General features: G+C 74.2%; 16 protein-coding genes. 15 read left to right on the top strand and 1 reads right to left on the bottom strand.

Going from position 1 to position 18,149, the window contains the following annotated elements; all coding sequences use genetic code 11:
- The first annotated feature begins 310 nt into the window (after positions 1–310).
- The 10 genes from IDM29_RS07315 to pyk all read left to right on the top strand — a co-directional run bounded on the left by IDM29_RS07315 (position 311) and on the right by pyk (position 13,389).
- Positions 311–595 (top strand): HGxxPAAW family protein, encoded by a 285-nt coding sequence (locus IDM29_RS07315; protein WP_182113770.1) that lies wholly within the window; start codon positions 311–313, stop codon positions 593–595.
- A gap of 25 nt (positions 596–620) precedes the next feature.
- Complete coding sequence (locus IDM29_RS07310; RefSeq protein WP_182113771.1) at positions 621–998, top strand: CD225/dispanin family protein; 378 nt, start codon at positions 621–623, stop codon at positions 996–998.
- Between the two features lie 104 nt (positions 999–1,102).
- The gene (locus IDM29_RS07305) at positions 1,103–1,468 is read left to right on the top strand and encodes a DUF2752 domain-containing protein (protein ID WP_255491851.1); all 366 of its coding nucleotides are present in this window, start codon (positions 1,103–1,105) and stop codon (positions 1,466–1,468) included.
- Positions 1,469–1,596: 128 nt separating this feature from the next.
- Entirely contained in the window at positions 1,597–2,403 is an 807-nt protein-coding gene (gene trpC / locus IDM29_RS07300) for an indole-3-glycerol phosphate synthase TrpC (protein ID WP_182113773.1), read from the top strand.
- 119 nt (positions 2,404–2,522) lie between these two features.
- Complete coding sequence (gene trpB / locus IDM29_RS07295) at positions 2,523–3,740, top strand: tryptophan synthase subunit beta (RefSeq protein WP_182114138.1); 1,218 nt, start codon at positions 2,523–2,525, stop codon at positions 3,738–3,740.
- A complete protein-coding gene (gene trpA, locus IDM29_RS07290) occupies positions 3,737–4,606 on the top strand; it encodes a tryptophan synthase subunit alpha (protein ID WP_182113774.1) in 870 nt (289 codons plus the stop codon). The genes trpB and trpA overlap by 4 nt, the downstream gene beginning before the upstream one ends.
- Entirely contained in the window at positions 4,603–5,586 is a 984-nt protein-coding gene (lgt, locus tag IDM29_RS07285) for a prolipoprotein diacylglyceryl transferase (RefSeq protein ID WP_182113775.1), read from the top strand. Before trpA ends, lgt begins: the two co-directional genes overlap by 4 nt.
- 159 nt (positions 5,587–5,745) lie before the next feature.
- A complete protein-coding gene (gltB, locus tag IDM29_RS07280) occupies positions 5,746–10,302 on the top strand; it encodes a glutamate synthase large subunit (RefSeq protein WP_188037363.1) in 4,557 nt (1,518 codons plus the stop codon).
- The gene (locus IDM29_RS07275) at positions 10,295–11,776 is read left to right on the top strand and encodes a glutamate synthase subunit beta (protein ID WP_182113777.1); all 1,482 of its coding nucleotides are present in this window, start codon (positions 10,295–10,297) and stop codon (positions 11,774–11,776) included. Before gltB ends, IDM29_RS07275 begins: the two co-directional genes overlap by 8 nt.
- A 185-nt stretch (positions 11,777–11,961) precedes the next feature.
- Positions 11,962–13,389: a pyruvate kinase gene (pyk, locus tag IDM29_RS07270; protein ID WP_182113778.1), complete on the top strand. Its 1,428-nt coding sequence runs from the start codon at positions 11,962–11,964 to the stop codon at positions 13,387–13,389.
- 50 nt (positions 13,390–13,439) lie between these two features.
- Here pyk and IDM29_RS07265 read toward each other — a convergent pair whose 3' ends face one another.
- The gene (locus IDM29_RS07265; protein ID WP_182113779.1) at positions 13,440–14,438 is read right to left on the bottom strand and encodes an NAD(P)/FAD-dependent oxidoreductase; all 999 of its coding nucleotides are present in this window, start codon (positions 14,436–14,438) and stop codon (positions 13,440–13,442) included.
- A gap of 309 nt (positions 14,439–14,747) precedes the next feature.
- Here IDM29_RS07265 and IDM29_RS07260 point away from each other — a divergent pair, with 309 nt between their 5' ends.
- The 5 genes from IDM29_RS07260 to IDM29_RS07240 form a co-directional block, all read left to right on the top strand.
- Positions 14,748–15,647 (top strand): hypothetical protein, encoded by a 900-nt coding sequence (locus IDM29_RS07260; protein ID WP_182113780.1) that lies wholly within the window; start codon positions 14,748–14,750, stop codon positions 15,645–15,647.
- On the top strand, positions 15,644–16,099 hold the full coding sequence (locus tag IDM29_RS07255) for a phage holin family protein (RefSeq protein WP_255491852.1): 456 nt from the start codon (positions 15,644–15,646) through the stop codon (positions 16,097–16,099). The genes IDM29_RS07260 and IDM29_RS07255 overlap by 4 nt, the downstream gene beginning before the upstream one ends.
- The gene (locus IDM29_RS07250) at positions 16,096–16,830 is read left to right on the top strand and encodes a DUF3618 domain-containing protein (RefSeq protein ID WP_182113781.1); all 735 of its coding nucleotides are present in this window, start codon (positions 16,096–16,098) and stop codon (positions 16,828–16,830) included. Before IDM29_RS07255 ends, IDM29_RS07250 begins: the two co-directional genes overlap by 4 nt.
- 92 nt (positions 16,831–16,922) lie before the next feature.
- On the top strand, positions 16,923–17,696 hold the full coding sequence (locus IDM29_RS07245) for a LamB/YcsF family protein (protein ID WP_182113782.1): 774 nt from the start codon (positions 16,923–16,925) through the stop codon (positions 17,694–17,696).
- A partial coding sequence (locus IDM29_RS07240) for a carboxyltransferase domain-containing protein (RefSeq protein ID WP_188037362.1) occupies positions 17,689–18,149 on the top strand: 461 nt, incomplete at its 3' end. The genes IDM29_RS07245 and IDM29_RS07240, both read left to right, overlap by 8 nt.

Here is an 18,149-nt window from a genome sequence, read left to right as displayed (position 1 = left end):
GTGCGCGCCGGCCGCTGGCCGGCGCGCCGGAGCGACCGGCACGAGGTGCCCGCACCCGCACCCGGTGAGCCGTCCCGCCCGACGACGGCGCAGCCCGCCCCGGAGCGCGCGGCCGACGACCTCGACGCGTGGGACGCGCTCTCGCGCGGCGAGGACCCCACCTGACCCGACCGTCCCCTTCCCGGGCGACGAGTCCGGGTCCACCGACCTCACTTCGAGAAACTCACCCGACACGGGCTCCCGCTCGGTGCGACGCGCACGGGCACTTTGGATAGGCTCGCGTCCACTTCCACGAAAGGCACTGAACGCAATGCGAGAGACCAACGAGGCGACCGGCGAGGTCAGCTACCTGCCGCCGGCCGCTCCGCCACGCAACCACGGTCACACGACCGCCGCCTGGGTCACCGTGATCCTGGTGCTGGCCGGTGCCGTGGTGTCGTCGATCGCCATGATCATGGCCGAGTCGTGGTTGTTCTGGGCCGGGCTCGTCGTCATCCTTCTCGGCCTCGTCCTCGGACGGGTCCTGAAGATGCTCGGGTTCGGCCAGCCCGGCCAGAAGGCCGGTCACCACGACGCGGGCGAAGCCGCGTCGTGAATCCCCAGAGACCAGGAGTGAGTGCATGAGCACACCGCCCGGACCCCAGGAGCCCACCGGATCGGACCCGTACGGCTCGACGCCGTCGTACGGTTCCACGCCGCCGCCCCCCTCGTACGGTGGCGGGGGCTACCAGCCCGCCGGCAGCCCGCCCTCGAACTACCTCGTGTGGGCGATCATCTCCGTGTTCCTGTGCTGGCCGCTGGCCATCCCGGCGATCATCTTCTCGACCCAGGTGAACACCAAGTGGGCGCAGGGTGACGCCGCGGGCGCGCAGGAGTCGTCCCGCAAGGCCAAGCAGTTCTCGCTGTGGGCGACGATCCTCGGCGGCGTCGGCCTCCTGCTGTACATCATCCTCGTCGCCGCAGGGGTCATGGCGGGCATGAACGACCCGACGTACTGATCCCGGGCCCGCGGATGGTTGCACCACCTGCGGGAGCACCCGGCGGACACACCAGGACGCATGGGCGCCGCGCTCGACGCGCCGCCCTCCTGGCTCCACTGACGATGGCCGCGGCGGCCTCCGCCGCGGCCATCGTCGTCGGTGCTTCCGACCCGTACGAGCCCGGGCACTTCCCGACCTGCCCGGTGCTGACGCTGACGGGGTTCTTCTGCACCGGCTGCGGCACGCTGCGCGCCACGCACAGCCTCATGCACCTCGACATCGCGGCGGCGTGGGACATGAACCCGCTCCTGCTGCTGCTCGCGCCGTTCGCCGTCGCCTCGTGGCTGGCCTGGACGGTGCGCGCCTGGACCGGGCGGCCGCGCAGCTGGGCCGCCCCACCCTGGGCGCTCTGGACCGTCGTGGTGGCGATGGTCGTGTTCACCGTGGGCCGGAATGTGCCCGCGCTCGCCCCGTGGCTGGCGCCCTGACGCGCCGGTGACCGCCGCTCGCCCGGTCGTCGCGGTCCCAGCAGATGGGCGTGACGGGGCCGGTCCCCGGTCGGCCCTACGATGACCCGGACGGGTTCGCGGGGTTGGACCCACGGGGGAGGTGGGACATGACGGTCCTCGAGGACATCATCGCTGGGGTACGGATCGACCTCGCCGCGCGCGAGGAGCAGACGCCGCTGGCGCTCGTGAAGGAGCGCGCCGCGCGGCAGCCGGCGGCCAAGGAGTGCCACCTGCACGACGAGGAGGCGGTCGCGGTCATCGCGGAGGTCAAGCGCTCGAGCCCGAGCAAGGGCTCGCTGGCGTCGATCGACGACCCGGCCGCGCTCGCGTCCGAGTACGAGGCCGGCGGCGCCACGGCGATCTCGGTGCTCACCGAGGAGCGGCGCTTCGGCGGCAGCCTCGCCGACCTCACGGCGGTGCGCGCGGCGGTCGACGTGCCGGTGCTGCGCAAGGACTTCGTCGTCACGCCGTACCAGGTGTGGGAGGCGCGCGCCCACGGGGCGGACCTGTGCCTGCTCATCGTGGCCGCGCTCTCGCAGACGGTGCTGACGTCGCTGGTGGAGCGCGTGCACTCGCTCGGCATGACCGCGCTGGTCGAGGTGCACGACGTCGACGAGGTCGGGCGCGCGCTCGACGCCGGCGCGCGCTGCATCGGCGTCAACGCCCGCAACCTCAAGACGCTCGAGGTGGACCGCACGACCTTCGCGCGGCTCGCCCCGATGATCCCCGACGGCGTGGTCCGCGTCGCCGAGTCCGGTGTGCGCGGTCCGCACGACGTCATGGACTACGCGCGCTCCGGCGCCGACGCCGTCCTGGTCGGCGAGACCCTGGTCACCGGGCGCGACCCGCGGGCCGCGGTCGCCGACCTCGTGGCCGCCGGCGCCCACCCCTCGCTGCGGGCGGTGCGCCAGTGACCGCGACGCCCGGCCAAGAGCAGGCCGGCACGGCCGTGCCCGAGGCGCCCGGGGTGGGCGTGACGGGCGACCAGCCGTCGGCCCCGGACTTCCACGACCAGCCCGAGACGCACGGCCCGGTGACCGCCGAGGCGGGCTCCGGCCCGTACTTCGGGGACTTCGGCGGGCGCTTCGTGCCGGAGGCCCTCATCGAGGCGCTCGACGAGCTCGACGCCGAGTACGCGAAGGCCAAGGCCGACCCGACGTTCGGCGAGGAGCTGGCGCGCCTGCACCGCACCTACACGGGCCGGCCGAGCATCATCACCGAGGTGCCACGCTTCGCCCGGCACTGCGGCGGCGTGCGCGTGATCCTCAAGCGCGAGGACCTCAACCACACGGGCTCACACAAGATCAACAACGTGCTGGGCCAGGCGCTGCTCACCAAGCGCCTGGGCAAGAAGCGCGTGATCGCCGAGACGGGCGCCGGCCAGCACGGCGTCGCCACCGCGACGGCTGCCGCGCTCTTCGACCTCGACTGCGTCATCTACATGGGCGAGGAGGACACGCGGCGCCAGGCGCTCAACGTCGCGCGCATGCGGCTCCTCGGCGCCGAGGTCGTCCCGGTCACGACGGGGTCGCGCACCCTCAAGGACGCCATCAACGAGGCCCTGCGCGACTGGGTCACCAACGTCGGGACGACCAACTACGTCTTCGGCACGGTCGCCGGACCGCACCCGTTCCCGGCCATGGTCCGCGACCTCCAGCGGATCATCGGCGTGGAGGCGAGGCAGCAGGTGCTCGAGCTCGCCGGCCGGCTGCCCGACGTCGTCGCCGCGTGCGTCGGCGGCGGGTCCAACGCCATCGGGATCTTCCACGCGTTCCTCGACGACCCCTCCGTGCGCCTCGTCGGCCTGGAGGCCGGCGGCGACGGGGTCGACACCGGCCGCCACGCCGCGACGCTGACCGGCGGCGCCCCCGGGGTCCTGCACGGCGCGCGCTCGTTCCTGCTCCAGGACGACGACGGCCAGACGATCGAGAGCCACTCGATCTCGGCGGGGCTCGACTACCCGGGCGTCGGGCCCGAGCACTCGTGGCTCGCCACGACCGGACGCGCGGAGTACCGGCCCGTGACCGACGCGCAGGCCATGGAGGCGTTCCGCCTGATGTGCCGCACCGAGGGCATCATCCCGGCGATCGAGTCGTCGCACGCGCTGGCGGGCGCCATGCAGCTCGGCCAGGAGGCCGCAGCCGCCGGTCGCCACGACGAGATCATCCTCGTGAACCTGTCGGGACGCGGGGACAAGGACGTCGAGACCGCCGCCGAGTGGTTCTCGTTGCTCGAGGAGGGCACCGCGTGACCCAGGACGCCGTCTCCCGGACCGCCGCGACGCTCGACAGCACCCGGGCCGCGGGGCGCCCCGCGCTCGTCGGCTACCTGCCCGTCGGCTTCCCCGACGTGGCGGGCTCGATCGAGGCCGCCCGGGTCATGGTCGACGCGGGGGTCGACGTCGTCGAGCTCGGGCTGCCGTACTCCGACCCGGTGATGGACGGGCCGGTGATCCAGCGCGCCGTCGAGAGCGCCCTGTCCGGTGGCGTGCGCGTGCGCGACACGCTGCGCGCGATCGAGGGCGTCGCGGCCACGGGCGCCCCGGTCCTCGTCATGACCTACTGGAACCCCGTGCTGCGGTACGGCGTCGACGCGTTCGCGCGCGACGTCGCCGCGGCGGGGGGCGCCGGCCTGATCACGCCCGACCTGATCCCGGACGAGGCGGGGGAGTGGCTCGCGGCCTCGGACGCCCACGGGCTCGACCGCGTGTTCCTGGTCGCACCGAGCTCCACGCCCGAGCGCCTCGCGCTCACGGCCGCGGCCTCGCGGGGCTTCGTCTACGCGGCGTCCACCATGGGCGTCACGGGGACCCGTGCGTCCGTCGGCGAGGACGCGGAGCGTCTCGTGGCCGACACCCGGCGTGCCGGTGCCGAGCGCGTGTGCGTCGGCCTGGGCGTGAGCACGGGGGCGCAGGCCGCCGAGGTGGGCGCGTACGCCGACGGCGTCATCGTCGGCAGCGCGTTCGTGCGCCCCATGGTGGAGGCCGCGACGCCGAGCGAGGGCCTGACCGCGCTCGCCGACGCCGTCGGGCGGATCGCCGAGGGCGTGCGCTCCGCGCGGACACCGAGCCCGCGGACGGCGAGCCCACGGACACCCAGCACGGCGGCGTTGCCATGACCCTGGTCCCGGCCGGCCTGGTCGCGCTCGGGGCACGGCTGCCGGCCGAGATCCCGAGCCCGTCCGAGCACACCTGGTACCTGGGCCCGCTCCCGGTCCGCGCCTACGCGCTGGCGATCCTCGCGGGGATCGCGGCGGCGTTCTGGCTCACCCGCCGCCGCTGGGTCGAGCGTGGGGGCGACCCGGACACGGTCATGGAGATCGTCTTCTGGGCCGTGCCGTTCGGCATCGTCGGCGGCCGGCTGTACCACGTGATCAGCTCGCCGGACGCGTACTTCGGCCCGGACGGGAACCCCTGGCGCGCCTTCGCGATCTGGGAGGGCGGCCTGGGCATCTGGGGCGCGATCGCCCTGGGTGCGCTCGGCGCGTGGATCGGCACCCGACGCGAGGGCGTGCGCTTCGCCGTGTTCGCCGACGCGGTCGCCCCGGGCCTGCTCGTCGCGCAGGCGATCGGCCGGCTCGGCAACTGGTTCAACCAGGAGCTCTTCGGCGGACCCACCACCGCGCCGTGGGGCCTGCGGATCGACCCGCTGGCCCCGACGTTCCCGAGCGGCTACCCGCCCGAGACGCTGTTCCACCCGACCTTCCTCTACGAGATGGTCTGGAACCTGGCCGCGGCCGCGCTGCTCATCGTGCTCGACCGGCGCCTGCGGCTCGGCCACGGTCGCGTCTTCCTGCTCTACGTCGTGCTCTACACGGCGGGCCGGCTGTGGATCGAGCTGCTCCGGATCGACCCCGCCGAGCAGGTCCTCGGGCTGCGCCTCAACGTCTGGACCTCGATCCTGCTGGGGGGTGCGGCACTGATAGCATTCGTGCTGGTCGGGCGCCGTCACCCAGGGCGTGAGACCACCGTGCTGAGCACCCCTGACAGCACGGCGCAGCACGCGCAGCCGGTGACCGAGGACGCGCCGTCGGACGAGACGGTGGCTCCGGACGGTGTCGGGCCCGTAGGCCCGGGAACCGACGACACCCTCCGTTGACCACAGGCTCCTGCCGACGGTGAAGCTCATCATTCGTCGAGATGGCAGACGCCCGTGGCCGCGGCCGGTATCGTCGCAACGCTTTGGGCCGATGGCGTCCCGGTACTTCTCCGATCACCGACCCGTGCCGCGTGCCCGGGCCCAGCGAGGACGGTGCACATGAGCCGGGCGCTCCACCCCACCGCGGAAGCTGCGGGTCTCTACGACCCCGCGGCCGAGCACGACGCCTGCGGCGTCGCGTTCGTCGCCACGCTCCGCGGCACGCCCGGACGCGACATCGTCGATGCCGCGCTCACGGCGCTGCTCAACCTCGACCACCGCGGCGCCGTCGGCGCCGAGACGGACAGCGGTGACGGCGCTGGCATCCTCACGCAGATCCCCGACGCCTTCCTGCGCGACGTCGTCGACGCCGAGCTGCCGGGCGCCGGCCGGTACGCGATCGGCATGGCCTTCCTGCCCACGGACGCCGAGGCGCTCCAGGCCGCCGTCGAGGGCATCGAGAAGCTCGTCGTCGACGAGGGTCTGGAGCTGCTCGCGTGGCGTGACGTGCCGGTGACCGCCGGCCTCGTCGGGCCCACCGCGCGCGCCAGCATGCCCGTCTTCCGCCACCTCGTGGTCGCCGACCCGGCGCGCGAGCTGTCCGGCATCGCCCTCGACCGGCGCGCCTACCGCGTGCGCAAGCGGGCCGAGCACGAGCTGGGCGTCTACTTCGCCTCGCTGTCCGCGCGCACGCTGACCTACAAGGGCATGCTGACCACGGCCCAGCTCGAGCCGTTCTTCCCCGACCTCTCGGACCCGCGGTACGCGTCCGAGATCGGCCTGGTGCACTCGCGCTTCTCGACCAACACGTTCCCGTCGTGGCCGCTGGCGCAGCCCTTCCGCCTCCTCGCGCACAACGGCGAGATCAACACCGTGCGCGGCAACCGCAATTGGATGGCGGCGCGGCAGTCGACCCTCGCGAGCGAGGCGCTGGGCGACCTGGAGCCGCTGCTGCCGGTGTGCAGCCCGGGCAGCAGCGACTCGGGCACGTTCGACGAGGTGCTCGAGCTGCTGCACCTGGCGGGCCGGAGCCTGCCGCACGCCGTGCTCATGATGGTCCCGGAGGCGTGGGAGAACCACGGCGAGATGGACCCGGACCGGCGCGCCTTCTACGAGTACCACGCGAGCCTGATGGAGCCCTGGGACGGGCCCGCGGCGCTCACGTTCACCGACGGCACGCTCATCGGCGCGGTCCTGGACCGCAACGGGCTGCGTCCCGGGCGCTACTGGATCACCGACGACGGCCTCGTCGTGCTCGCGAGCGAGACCGGTGTGCTGGACCTCGACCCGTCCACCGTGGTGCGCAAGGGGCGGCTCGAGCCCGGTCGCATGTTCCTCGTCGACACGGGCGCGGGACGCGTCATCGCGGACGACGAGATCAAGGCGCAGCTCGCGGCGCAGCGGCCGTACGCGCAGTGGGTCGCCGAGCACTCGCTCTTCCTCGACCAGCTGCCCGAGCGCGAGCACGTGCGGCACAGCCCCGCCTCCGTGCGCCGGCGCCAGCGCGCCTTCGGGTACACCGAGGAGGAGCTGAAGATCCTCCTGACCCCCATGGCGGCCACCGGCGGCGAGCCGCTCGGCGCGATGGGCACCGACACGCCGGTCGCGGTGCTCTCCGAGCGCCCGCGGCTGCTCTTCGACTACTTCACCCAGATGTTCGCCCAGGTGACGAACCCGCCGCTGGACGCGATCCGCGAGGAGCTCGTCACGTCGATCGGCGGCGCGATCGGCCCCGAGCCGAACCTGCTCTCCGACGACCCGCAGCACGCGCGCAAGCTCGTGCTCTCGTTCCCCGTGCTGGACAACGACCAGCTCGCCAAGATCGTGCGCATCGACCGCGACCCCGACCTGGCGGGCGTGTTCAGCTCCACCATCGTGCGCGGCCTGTACCCGGTCGCCGGCGGCGAGGCGGCGCTGGCCGCGCGCCTGGAGGAGATCTTCGAGCAGGTCGACCGCGCGGTCGAGGACGGCGTCAGCTTCATCGTCCTCTCGGACCGGCACTCGGACGCCGACCACGCGCCGATCCCCTCGCTGCTGCTCTCGAGCGCCGTGCACCACCACCTGCTGCGCCGGCACACCCGCACCCGGGTGAGCCTCGTGGTCGAGGCGGGCGACGTGCGCGAGGTGCACCACGTCGCGCTCCTCATCGGCTACGGCGCGGCCGCGGTGAACCCGTACCTCGCGATGGAGTCCGTCGAGGACCTGGCGCGCGACGGCTCGCTCGGCGACGTCTCGCCCGAGAAGGCGGTCGCCAACCTCATCAAGGCCCTCGGCAAGGGCGTGCTCAAGATCATGAGCAAGATGGGCATCTCCACGATCGCGTCCTACCGCGGCGCCCAGGTGTTCGAGGCGCTCGGGCTGTCCGCCGCCGTCGTCGAGCGGTACTTCACGGGCACCACGAGCCGCCTGGGGGGCATCGGCCTGGACGTCATCGCCGCCGAGGTCGCCGCGCGGCACGCCGACGCCTACCCGGCCAGCGGCAACCCGCAGGCGCACCGCCGGCTCGAGATCGGCGGCGAGTACCAGTGGCGCCGCGACGGCGAGATCCACCTCTTCGACCCGGAGACGGTCTTCCGCCTGCAGCACTCGACGCGCACCCGCCAGCTCGACGTGTTCCGCCAGTACACGCGCCGGGTGGACGAGCAGTCCTCGCGCCTGGCGACGCTGCGCGGCCTGCTCACGTTCGCCGAGGGCGCGCGCCCGCCGGTCCCGCTCGACGAGGTCGAGCCGGTGAGCGAGATCGTCAAGCGCTTCAACACGGGCGCGATGTCCTACGGCTCGATCTCCGCCGAGGCGCACGAGACCCTCGCGGTGGCGATGAACCGCCTCGGCGGCCGGTCGAACACGGGCGAGGGCGGCGAGGACCCGGCGCGCCTGCGCGACCCGGAGCGCCGCAGCGCGATCAAGCAGATCGCGTCCGGCCGCTTCGGCGTCACGTCGGACTACCTCACCAACGCGGACGACCTGCAGATCAAGATGGCCCAGGGCGCCAAGCCCGGTGAGGGCGGTCAGCTGCCGGGCAACAAGGTCTACCCGTGGATCGCGGCCACGCGGCACTCGACGCCCGGCGTCGGCCTCATCTCCCCGCCGCCGCACCACGACATCTACTCGATCGAGGACCTGGCCCAGCTGATCCACGACCTCAAGAACGCGAACCCCGCGGCGCGCGTCCACGTCAAGCTCGTGAGCGAGTTCGGCGTGGGCACCGTCGCGGCGGGCGTGGCCAAGGCGCACGCCGACGTCGTCCTCATCTCGGGGCACGACGGCGGCACCGGCGCGAGCCCGCTGACCTCGCTCAAGCACGCGGGGACGCCGTGGGAGATCGGCCTGGCCGAGGCGCAGCAGACGCTGGTGCTCAACAACCTGCGCGACCGCGTGGTCGTGCAGGTCGACGGCCAGATGAAGACGGGGCGCGATGTCGTCATCGGTGCGCTGCTGGGCGCCGAGGAGTTCGGGTTCGCGACCGCGCCGCTCATCGTCTCGGGCTGCATCATGATGCGGGTCTGCCACCTGGACACGTGCCCGGTCGGCGTCGCGACCCAGAACCCCGAGCTCCGGGCGCGGTTCACGGGCAAGCCGGAGTTCGTCGAGACGTTCTTCGAGTTCATCGCCACCGAGGTGCGCGAGTACCTCGCCTCGCTCGGCTTCCGCTCGATCGAGGAGGCCGTGGGCCACGTCGAGTCGCTGGACACGCGCGCGGCCGTCGACCACTGGAAGGCCTCCGGGCTGGACCTCGGTCCGGTCCTGGTGCGGCCGGAGCCGGTCCCCGGCTCCTCGCTGCGCCAGACGACCACCCAGGACCACGGCCTGCACAAGGCCCTGGACAACCAGCTCATCGCCCTCGCCGCCGACGCGCTCGAGCGCGCCGAGCCGGTCCGCATCTCGCTGCCCGTGCGCAACGTCAACCGGACGGTCGGCACGATGCTCGGCCACGAGGTCACCAAGCGGTACGGGGGCGACGGGCTGGCCCAGGACACGATCGACGTGACCCTCACGGGGTCGGCCGGTCAGTCCCTCGGCGCCTTCCTGCCGCGGGGCATCACCCTGCGACTCTTCGGCGACGCCAACGACTACGTCGGCAAGGGCCTGTCGGGCGGGCGCGTGCTCGTGCGGCCGGACCAGGCCTCCGTGCTTGCCGGTGACCGCGACGTCATCGCGGGCAACGTCATCGGCTACGGCGCGACGTCGGGGCAGATCTTCCTGCGCGGCGTCGTCGGCGAGCGGTTCGCGGTCCGCAACTCGGGTGCCACGCTGGTGGTCGAGGGCGTCGGCGACCACGCGTGCGAGTACATGACCGGGGGCACGGTGCTGGTGCTCGGTCGCACGGGCCGCAACTTCGGCGCCGGCATGTCCGGCGGCCGGGCGTACGTGCTCGACCTGCGCCGCGAGGCGGTCAACGCCCCGGGCCTCGCCGCCGGCGAGCTGGCCCTGTCGGCGCTCGACGCGCAGGACGCGGTCGTGGTCGAGGGCCTGCTCCGGACCCACCTCGCGGAGACCGGCTCACCGCGGGCGGCCGAGCTGCTCGACGACCTGCCCGCGGCGCTCGAGCGCTTCACGCGGGTGCTGCCCACCGAGTACGAGCGCATGCTCGCGAGCCTCGCCGCCGCGGAGCAGGAGGGGCTCGACCCCGCCGCCCCGGGTGTGTGGGACACGATCCTGGAGGTGTCCCGTGGCTGACCCCCGCGGCTTCCTGAAGGTCAGGGACCGGGAGCTCCCGCCCAGCCGTCCGGTGCCCGTCCGCCTCATGGACTGGCGCGAGGTCGTCGAGCACCGCACCGCCGCCGAGAGCGCCGAGCACGCCACCATGCTGCACGCCCAGGCGGGCCGGTGCATGGACTGCGGGATCCCCTTCTGCCACCAGGGCTGCCCCCTGGGCAACCTCATCCCGGACTGGAACGACCTGGTCCGCAAGGGGCAGTGGGCCGAGGCCAGCGACCGGCTGCACCAGACCAACAACTTCCCCGAGTTCACGGGGCGCATCTGCCCGGCGCCCTGCGAGTCGTCCTGCGTGCTGGGGATCAGCCAGCCGCCCGTCACGATCAAGAACATCGAGGTCTCGATCGCCGACGAGGCGTTCGAGCGGGGCCACGTCACCCCGCAGGTGCCGCACTTCCTGACGGGCAGCACGGTCGCGGTCGTCGGCTCGGGTCCGGCCGGGCTCGCCGCCGCCCAGCAGCTCACCCGGGCGGGGCACACCGTCGCCGTCTTCGAGCGGGACGCGCGCATCGGCGGCCTGCTGCGGTTCGGCGTGCCGGACTTCAAGCTCGAGAAGCAGCTCATCGACCGCCGCGTGGCGCAGATGGAGGCCGAGGGCACGCGCTTCCGCCCCGGTGTCGAGATCGGCCGCGACATCACCTGGAAGGAGCTGCGCGCCCGGTACGACGCCGTCGTCGTCGCGACCGGCGCGCCGGTGCCGCGCGCGCTGCCGGTGCCGGGTGCCGACCTGAGCGGCGTGCACCCCGCGATGGAGTACCTGCACCAGGCGAACGACGTCGTCGCGGGCGTCGAGGTGCCCGACCAGATCGTCGCGACCGGCAAGCACGTCGTCATCATCGGCGGCGGCGACACCGGGTCCGACTGCCTGGGCACGGCCCTGCGCCAGGGCGCGGCGTCGGTCACGACGCTCGCGATCGGCCTGCAGCCGCCGCTCGACCGGCCCGAGAACCAGCCGTGGCCCACGGACCCGCTGCTCTTCGAGGTCTCGACCTCCCACGAGGAGGGCGGCGAGCGCGCCTACCTCGCGTCGACGGTCGCGCTGCTCGGTGACGACGAGGGGCGCGTCACCGCGCTCCGCGTCGCGACGACGGAGTACCTGCCGGACGGCCGGCGCGTGCCCACCGCCGGGACCGAGCGCGACATCCCGGCCGACCTCGTGCTGGTGGCGATGGGCTTCACCGGGCCCGAGACGGACGTGCTCGTCGAGCAGACCGGCGCCGACGTGACCGGTCGGGGCGCCATCGCCCGCGGCGAGGACTACGCGTCGTCGGTCCCCGGCGTCTTCGTCGCCGGCGACGCCGGACGCGGCCAGTCGCTCATCGTGTGGGCGATCGCCGAGGGGCGCGCCGCCGCCGCCGAGGTCGACGCCTACCTGCGCGGGAGCACGGAGCTGCCCGCTCCCGTGCGGCCGAGCGACCGGGCCATGCGCCCCTGACACCGTCGTGACGGCCCCCCCGGCCGCCACGGTACGACGCCCCCACGGGCGGCCCGCTCGCAGCACCGCCCGCGAGCAGGCATCGTGGGACCGCCCCCCGCCGTCGCGGCGGGCGACATGATGGCGCCCCCGGGCGCCGACCCCGGGGCCGAAAGGTCCCGGTGCCGAGGACATAGGCTGGAGACATGCGTAGAGCCAAGATCGTCTGCACCATCGGACCCGCGACCGAGTCGCCCGAGCAGATCCAGGCGCTCGTCGACGCCGGCATGGACGTGGCGCGGATCAACCGCAGCCACGGCGACGCGTCGGAGCACGAGGCCGTCATCAACCGGGTGCGTGCCGCCGCGACGGCCTCGGGCCGCGCCGTCGCCGTGCTCGTGGACCTGCAGGGCCCCAAGATCCGCCTGGGCCGCTTCACCGAGGGCAAGCACGAGCTCGCCGACGGTGACGTCTTCACCATCACGACGGACGAGGTCCCGGGCACCAAGGAGCGCGTGTCCACGACCTACAAGGGTCTGCCGGGCGACGCCAAGATCGGCGACCGGATCCTCATCGACGACGGCCGCGTGGCCGTCCGGATCACCGACGTGACCGCGACCGACGTCGTGACGCGCGTCGAGGTCGGCGGACCCGTCTCGAACAACAAGGGCCTCAACCTCCCGGGCGTCGCCGTGAGCGTCCCCGCCATGTCGGACAAGGACGAGGAGGACCTGCGCTGGGCGCTGCGCCTGGGCGCGGACCTCATCGCCCTGTCGTTCGTGCGCAGCGCGGCCGACTACGACGACGTCGCGCGGATCATGGCCGAGGAGGGCCGCACGGTCCCCGTCATCGCCAAGGTCGAGAAGCCGCAGGCGGTCGAGAACCTCGTCGAGATCGTCGACGCGTTCGACGGCATCATGGTCGCGCGTGGCGACCTCGGCGTGGAGCTGCCGCTGGAGCAGGTGCCGCTCGTCCAGAAGCGCGCCATCGAGCTCGCGCGCCGGTCGGCCAAGCCGGTCATCGTCGCGACCCAGGTGCTCGAGTCGATGATCTCGGCGCCGCGCCCGACCCGCGCCGAGACGTCCGACTGCGCCAACGCCGTGCTCGACGGCGCGGACGCGGTGATGCTCTCGGGCGAGACCAGCGTGGGCGAGTACCCGATCGAGGCCGTGCGCACGATGGCGCGGATCATCGAGAACACCGAGGAGCACGGCCACGACCGCATGGCCCCCCTCGGCTGGAGCCCGAAGACCCGAGGTGGCGCCATCACCCGCGCCGCGGCCGAGGTCGCCGAGACGCTCGGTGTGAAGTACCTCGTGACCTTCACGCAGAGCGGCGACTCCGCCCGCCGGGTCTCGCGGCTGCGTTCCGGGATCCCGATGCTGGCGTTCACGCCCGACCCGCACGTGCGCAACACCCTCGCGCTCACGTGGGGCGTGCAGACGTACGAGGTGCCGACGGTCGCCCACACGGACGCGATGGTCGTGCAGGTCGACCAGACGCTGCGCGCCAACGGCCTGGCCGAGGACGGCGACCTCGTGGTCATCGTCTTCGGTGCGCCGGTGGGCGTCCCGGGCACGACGAACTCGCTGCTCGTCCACAAGATCGGGACCGAGGTCAGCGCGACGCACTGACGCGGCCGCCGAGGCGGTGCCTCGGCACGACCGACACGCGCCCCGGGCGCTCAGCCTTCCGGCTGGGCACCCGGGGCGTCGTCGTGCCCACCGGCGGCGGATCGTCGGACCGCGGCCTCGACGTCCTCGTCGATGAGGTCGTGGTCCACGGCGAGGGCGGTGCGGTAACCGGCAGCGGCCGCCATGACGACCTGGCTCGAGGGGTCGGTGACGTTGCCGGCCGCGAAGACGTGGGGCACGCCGGTGCGCCCGTCGGGCTCGGCCACGACCGTGTGCCCGGACGGGCCGGCCTGCACGTGGGCGCCGAGCGCGGTCAGGAGGGCGTCGCTCGCCACCAGGCGCGGCTGCACCACGAGGGCGCCCAGCCGGACCTCGCCCGCGGGCGTGCGCACAGCCACGAGGGCGTCGTCCTCGAGCACGAGTGCGGTCACCGGGCCGGGGAGGACCGGGATGTCGAGCGCGTCCAGGCGCCGCCGGACGGCGGGTTCGACGTCGTCCGGGTCGACGCCGTGCAGCACCACCGTGACGGCGTCCGTCCACTGCGTCATCGTGAACGCCTTGACGGCGTCCTCCGGGCGGTCGACGAGCACGCCCACCGCGGCCTCACGCACCTCCCAGCCGTGGCAGTACGGGCAGTGCAGGACGTCGCGTCCCCAGCGGTCGGACAGGCCCGGGACGGCGGGCAGCTCGTCGCGCAGACCCGTGGCGAGCACGACGCGCCGCGCCGCGAGGCTCGTCCCGTCGTCCAGCTCGACCGTGACCCGTGCCCGGGACGTCTCGGCCGCGCCCGGTGGGATCGGCGTGACGTCCACGACACGCCCGTGCCTGACCTCGACGCCGTACCGACGCACCTCCTCGACCCCGAGGCTGAGCAGCTCGGCGGGCGGGACGCCGTCACGCGTGAGGAAGCCCTGCACGTGGCCCGCGGCGGCGTTGCGCGGCTCGCCCGCATCGACCACGACGACCGAGCGACGCGACCGGCCCAGCAGGAGGGCGGCGCTCAACCCGGCGGGGCCGGCGCCCACCACGACGACGTCGGTGACGGACACGCGACCACTGTGCCCGTCGGGCGACCGGCTGTCGCGCCGGACGCCGATCGGGCCCGCAGGAGCCGTCCCACGATCGGCGTCCGTCCCCACCGTCACGGACACCCGCGTCCCGTTCAGGTGGCGGACCCCCTGGTGCGCGCCTAGCGTCCAAGCATCGAGAGCGCCGGGACACCCGTGTCGCGGGGCTGAATGGTCAGAGCACGGGCACGGCGCGCCGGGAGGCGGGCCCTGCGCAACCGGCGGCGCCGGCGGTCCCCCAGACCAGCCGGACGCACGCCGGACCGACCGCACGAACGGATGGAGGACGAGATGACGTACGAGAACTCGACGGGTACCACCTCGACGTCCCAGGGCTCCTCGACCGCGCAGACGGCGCGTGACGAGGCCTCGGGGGTCGCGCACAGCGCTGCTGAGAGCGGCAAGTACCTCGCGGGCGAGGCCGGCGCGCAGGCCAAGGGCGTCGCCTCGGAGGCCGGCCGCCAGGCGAAGGACCTGCTCGACCAGGGGCGCAGCCAGCTCGCCTCGAGCGCCCAGAGCCAGCAGCAGCGCCTCACGGACGGGCTGCGCGCCTTCAGCGACGACCTCGGCCGGATGGCCGAGTCGTCGGAGAGCGGCGTGGCGGCGGGCGTCGCCCGCACGGTCGCCGACCAGGCGGGCAGCGTCGCCACGTGGTTCGAGGGGCGCGAGCCCGCGGAGCTGCTCGACGAGGTCAAGCAGTTCGCACGGCGCAAGCCGGGCACGTTCCTCCTCATCGCCGCGGGCGCCGGCCTCGTCGCCGGGCGCCTCATGCGCGGGGTGAAGGACGCGTCGAGCGACGACGCTCCGGCTGCGCTCACGTCGGGCGTGCCGACCTCCGGCGGTGCCCACCGGGCACCCGGGGTGCCGTCGACGCCGCCGCCGCCGACCGGCGGCTACGGCCTCGGCGACACCGCCTCGACCACGGCGCAGACCTACGGCACCACCGGCACGACGTCGACCTACGGCACGACCGGCACGCCCGGCACGTACGGCACGCCCGCGGCGGCCACGGGCGCCTATGGCGACTCCGGCTACTCCAGCGGCGGGTACGGCTCGGGCGTGGGTGGCCCGGCGCCGGTCGCCTCCACCCCCGGCGCCACGCCGGCGGCGGACGACCTCGCGGGCACGGCGACGGGCGACCCGGTCGCCGGCCTCGAGTCGGAGGATCCGTGGACCGGGGAGAACCGGTGAGCGGCAACGTCGACCCGACGGTCGCCGCGGGACGCCCGGCCGCCGACCCCGGCCAGGGGTCGGCGGGGCAGGCGTCGCTCGGGGAGCTCTTCAGCAACGTGACGCGTGACCTGTCGACGCTCATGCGCCAGGAGGTCGCGCTCGCCAAGGCGGAGCTCGCCGACTCGGGCAAGAAGGCCGGCAAGGGCGCGGGGATGCTCTCGGGCGCGGCCGTCGCCGGGCACTTCGTGCTGATCTTCCTCTCGGTCGCGCTGTGGTGGGGCCTCGGGGACCTCATGGACAACTGGACCATCTCGGCGATCATCGTCGCGGTCCTCTGGGGCGTCGTGGCCGCCGTGCTTGCCCTCAAGGGCAGGACCGAGCTCCAGAAGGTCAAGGGCGTACCGCAGACGCAGGAGACGGTCGCCATGATCCCCAACGCACTCAAGGGACACGAGGAGGAGAACCGATGAGCGACCCGGACGAGATCCGCGCCGAGATCGAGCGTACGAGGGCCGAGCTGAGCCAGGACGTCGACGCCCTCGAGGAGAAGGTCAGCCCCAGCCAGATCGCGCACCGCAGGGTCGAGGCGGTCAAGGACCGGGCGACGAGTCTGAAGGACAGGGTGATGGGTGTGTCGGACAGCACGAAGGACCACGCGGCGGGCCTCGGGGACTCGGTCTCCGGCACCACGCACAGCGTCGGCGGCAACGTGGCCGGCGCCGCGCAGGGTGCGGCCGGGAGCGTCAGGGGTGCGGCGCAGGGCGCCGCCCACGGCGTGTCCGGCGCGGCGCAGAGCGTGGCGTCGTCGGCGTCCTCGCTCGCCTCGAGCGCGGGGAGCGCCGTCCGCGGCGTGCCGGGCACGGTGCAGCGTCAGGCCGAGGGCAACCCCCTGGCCGCCGGGCTGGTTGCCTTCGGGCTCGGCTGGCTCGTCGGGTCCCTAATCCCGAGCACCAGCAAGGAGCAGCAGGTCGCGGGCAAGGTGAAGGACCAGGCGGCGCCGCTGGTCGACGAGGCCAAGTCCGTCGCCCAGTCCGTCGCCGCGGACTTCCGCGAGCCCGCGCAGGAGGCGGTGCAGGCGGTCAAGGACGCCGCGGCCGACGCCGCGCACACGCTCAAGGAGGAGGGCCAGCAGGCCGCGCAGGACCTCAAGGGCGAGGCGCAGGGCGCCAAGGAGTCGGTCCAGGAGTCCCGCGAGTCCTGAGCGACGTCACGCGAGCCCCGGCCGGTCCCGGCCGGGGCTCGCGTGCGTGCGCGACGGGTGCACGGTCCGTCGTCGGCAGTAGCGTCGGGGCCGTGACGACCGATCTCAACGCCGACCTGGGCGAGGGCCTGGGCCCCTGGCCGATGGGCCACGACCACGCGCTGCTCGACCTCGTGTCGAGCGCCAACGTCGCCTGCGGCTTCCACGCGGGCGACCCAGCCACGATGCGCCGCACGTGCGCCGCCGCCGGGGAGCGCGGGGTCGTGGTCGGAGCGCACGTGGGCTACCGGGACCTCGTGGGGTTCGGTCGCCGCTTCCTCGACGTGGAGCCCGCGGAGCTCGCCGACGAGGTGGTCTACCAGGTCGGTGCGCTGCAGGCCGTCGCCCGGGCGGCCGGGAGCGACGTGCGCTACGTCAAACCGCACGGCGCGCTCTACCACGCCATCCTGCGGCACGAGGGACAGGCGGCCGCGGTCGTCGACGCCCTCCGTGCGCTCGACGCGTCGCTCCCGCTCGTGACGATGCCGGGCAGCGTCGTCGCGGGCCTCGCGCAGGAGGCGGGGGTCCGGGTGGTCGGCGAGGCCTTCGTCGACCGTGCCTACCGGCCCGACGGCACCCTGGTGCCGCGCACGGAGCCGGGCGCGAACGTGACGGATCCCGGCGACGTGGCCGCGCGTGCGGTCCGCCTCGCCACCGAGGGCGTCGTCGTCGCCGTCGACGGCACCCCGGTCCGCCTCGACGTCGAGACCCTCTGCCTGCACGGGGACGCCCGCGGCGCGGTGGCCGCGGCGCGGGCGGTCCGCCGGGCCCTGGCCGCCGCGGACGTCGGGGTCGGGCCCTTCGTGCCCGGCGGCGCAGGTGGGTGAGCCGACCGCCCGGGTCAGGCGCGTCGGGGACCGGGCGCTCCTGGTCGCCTGCCGGGACGTCGGCGAGGTGCAGGCGGTGGTGGCCCACCTGCGACAGCACCCCGTGCCCGGCCAGGAGGACCTCCAGGCGGGCGCGCTGACGGTGCTCGTCGTCCTGCGGGACCGGCGGCTGCAGGCACGCGCCGCCGCGCTGCTCGGGACGCTCGAGGTCCCGGCGCGGGCGGCGGCGGACGGTCGCCTCGTGGAGGTCGACACCGTGTACGACGGCGAGGACCTCGCCGACGTCGCCCGGCTCACCGGGCGCAGCGTCGAGGCGGTCGTCGCGGCGCACGCGGCCACGCCCTGGACCGCCGCGTTCGCGGGCTTCGCGCCCGGGTTCGTGTACCTGGTCGGCGACGGGCGAGGCGTGCCCCGCCGCGAGACGCCGCGGGCCGCGGTGCCCGCGGGCGCCGT

Source organism: Actinotalea sp. JY-7885 (assembly GCF_014525465.1).
Classification (GTDB): Bacteria; Actinomycetota; Actinomycetes; order Actinomycetales; family Cellulomonadaceae; genus Actinotalea.
The sequence above is the reverse complement of the archived record's forward strand: the minus strand, read 5'-3'. Positions and strand labels throughout refer to the sequence as shown.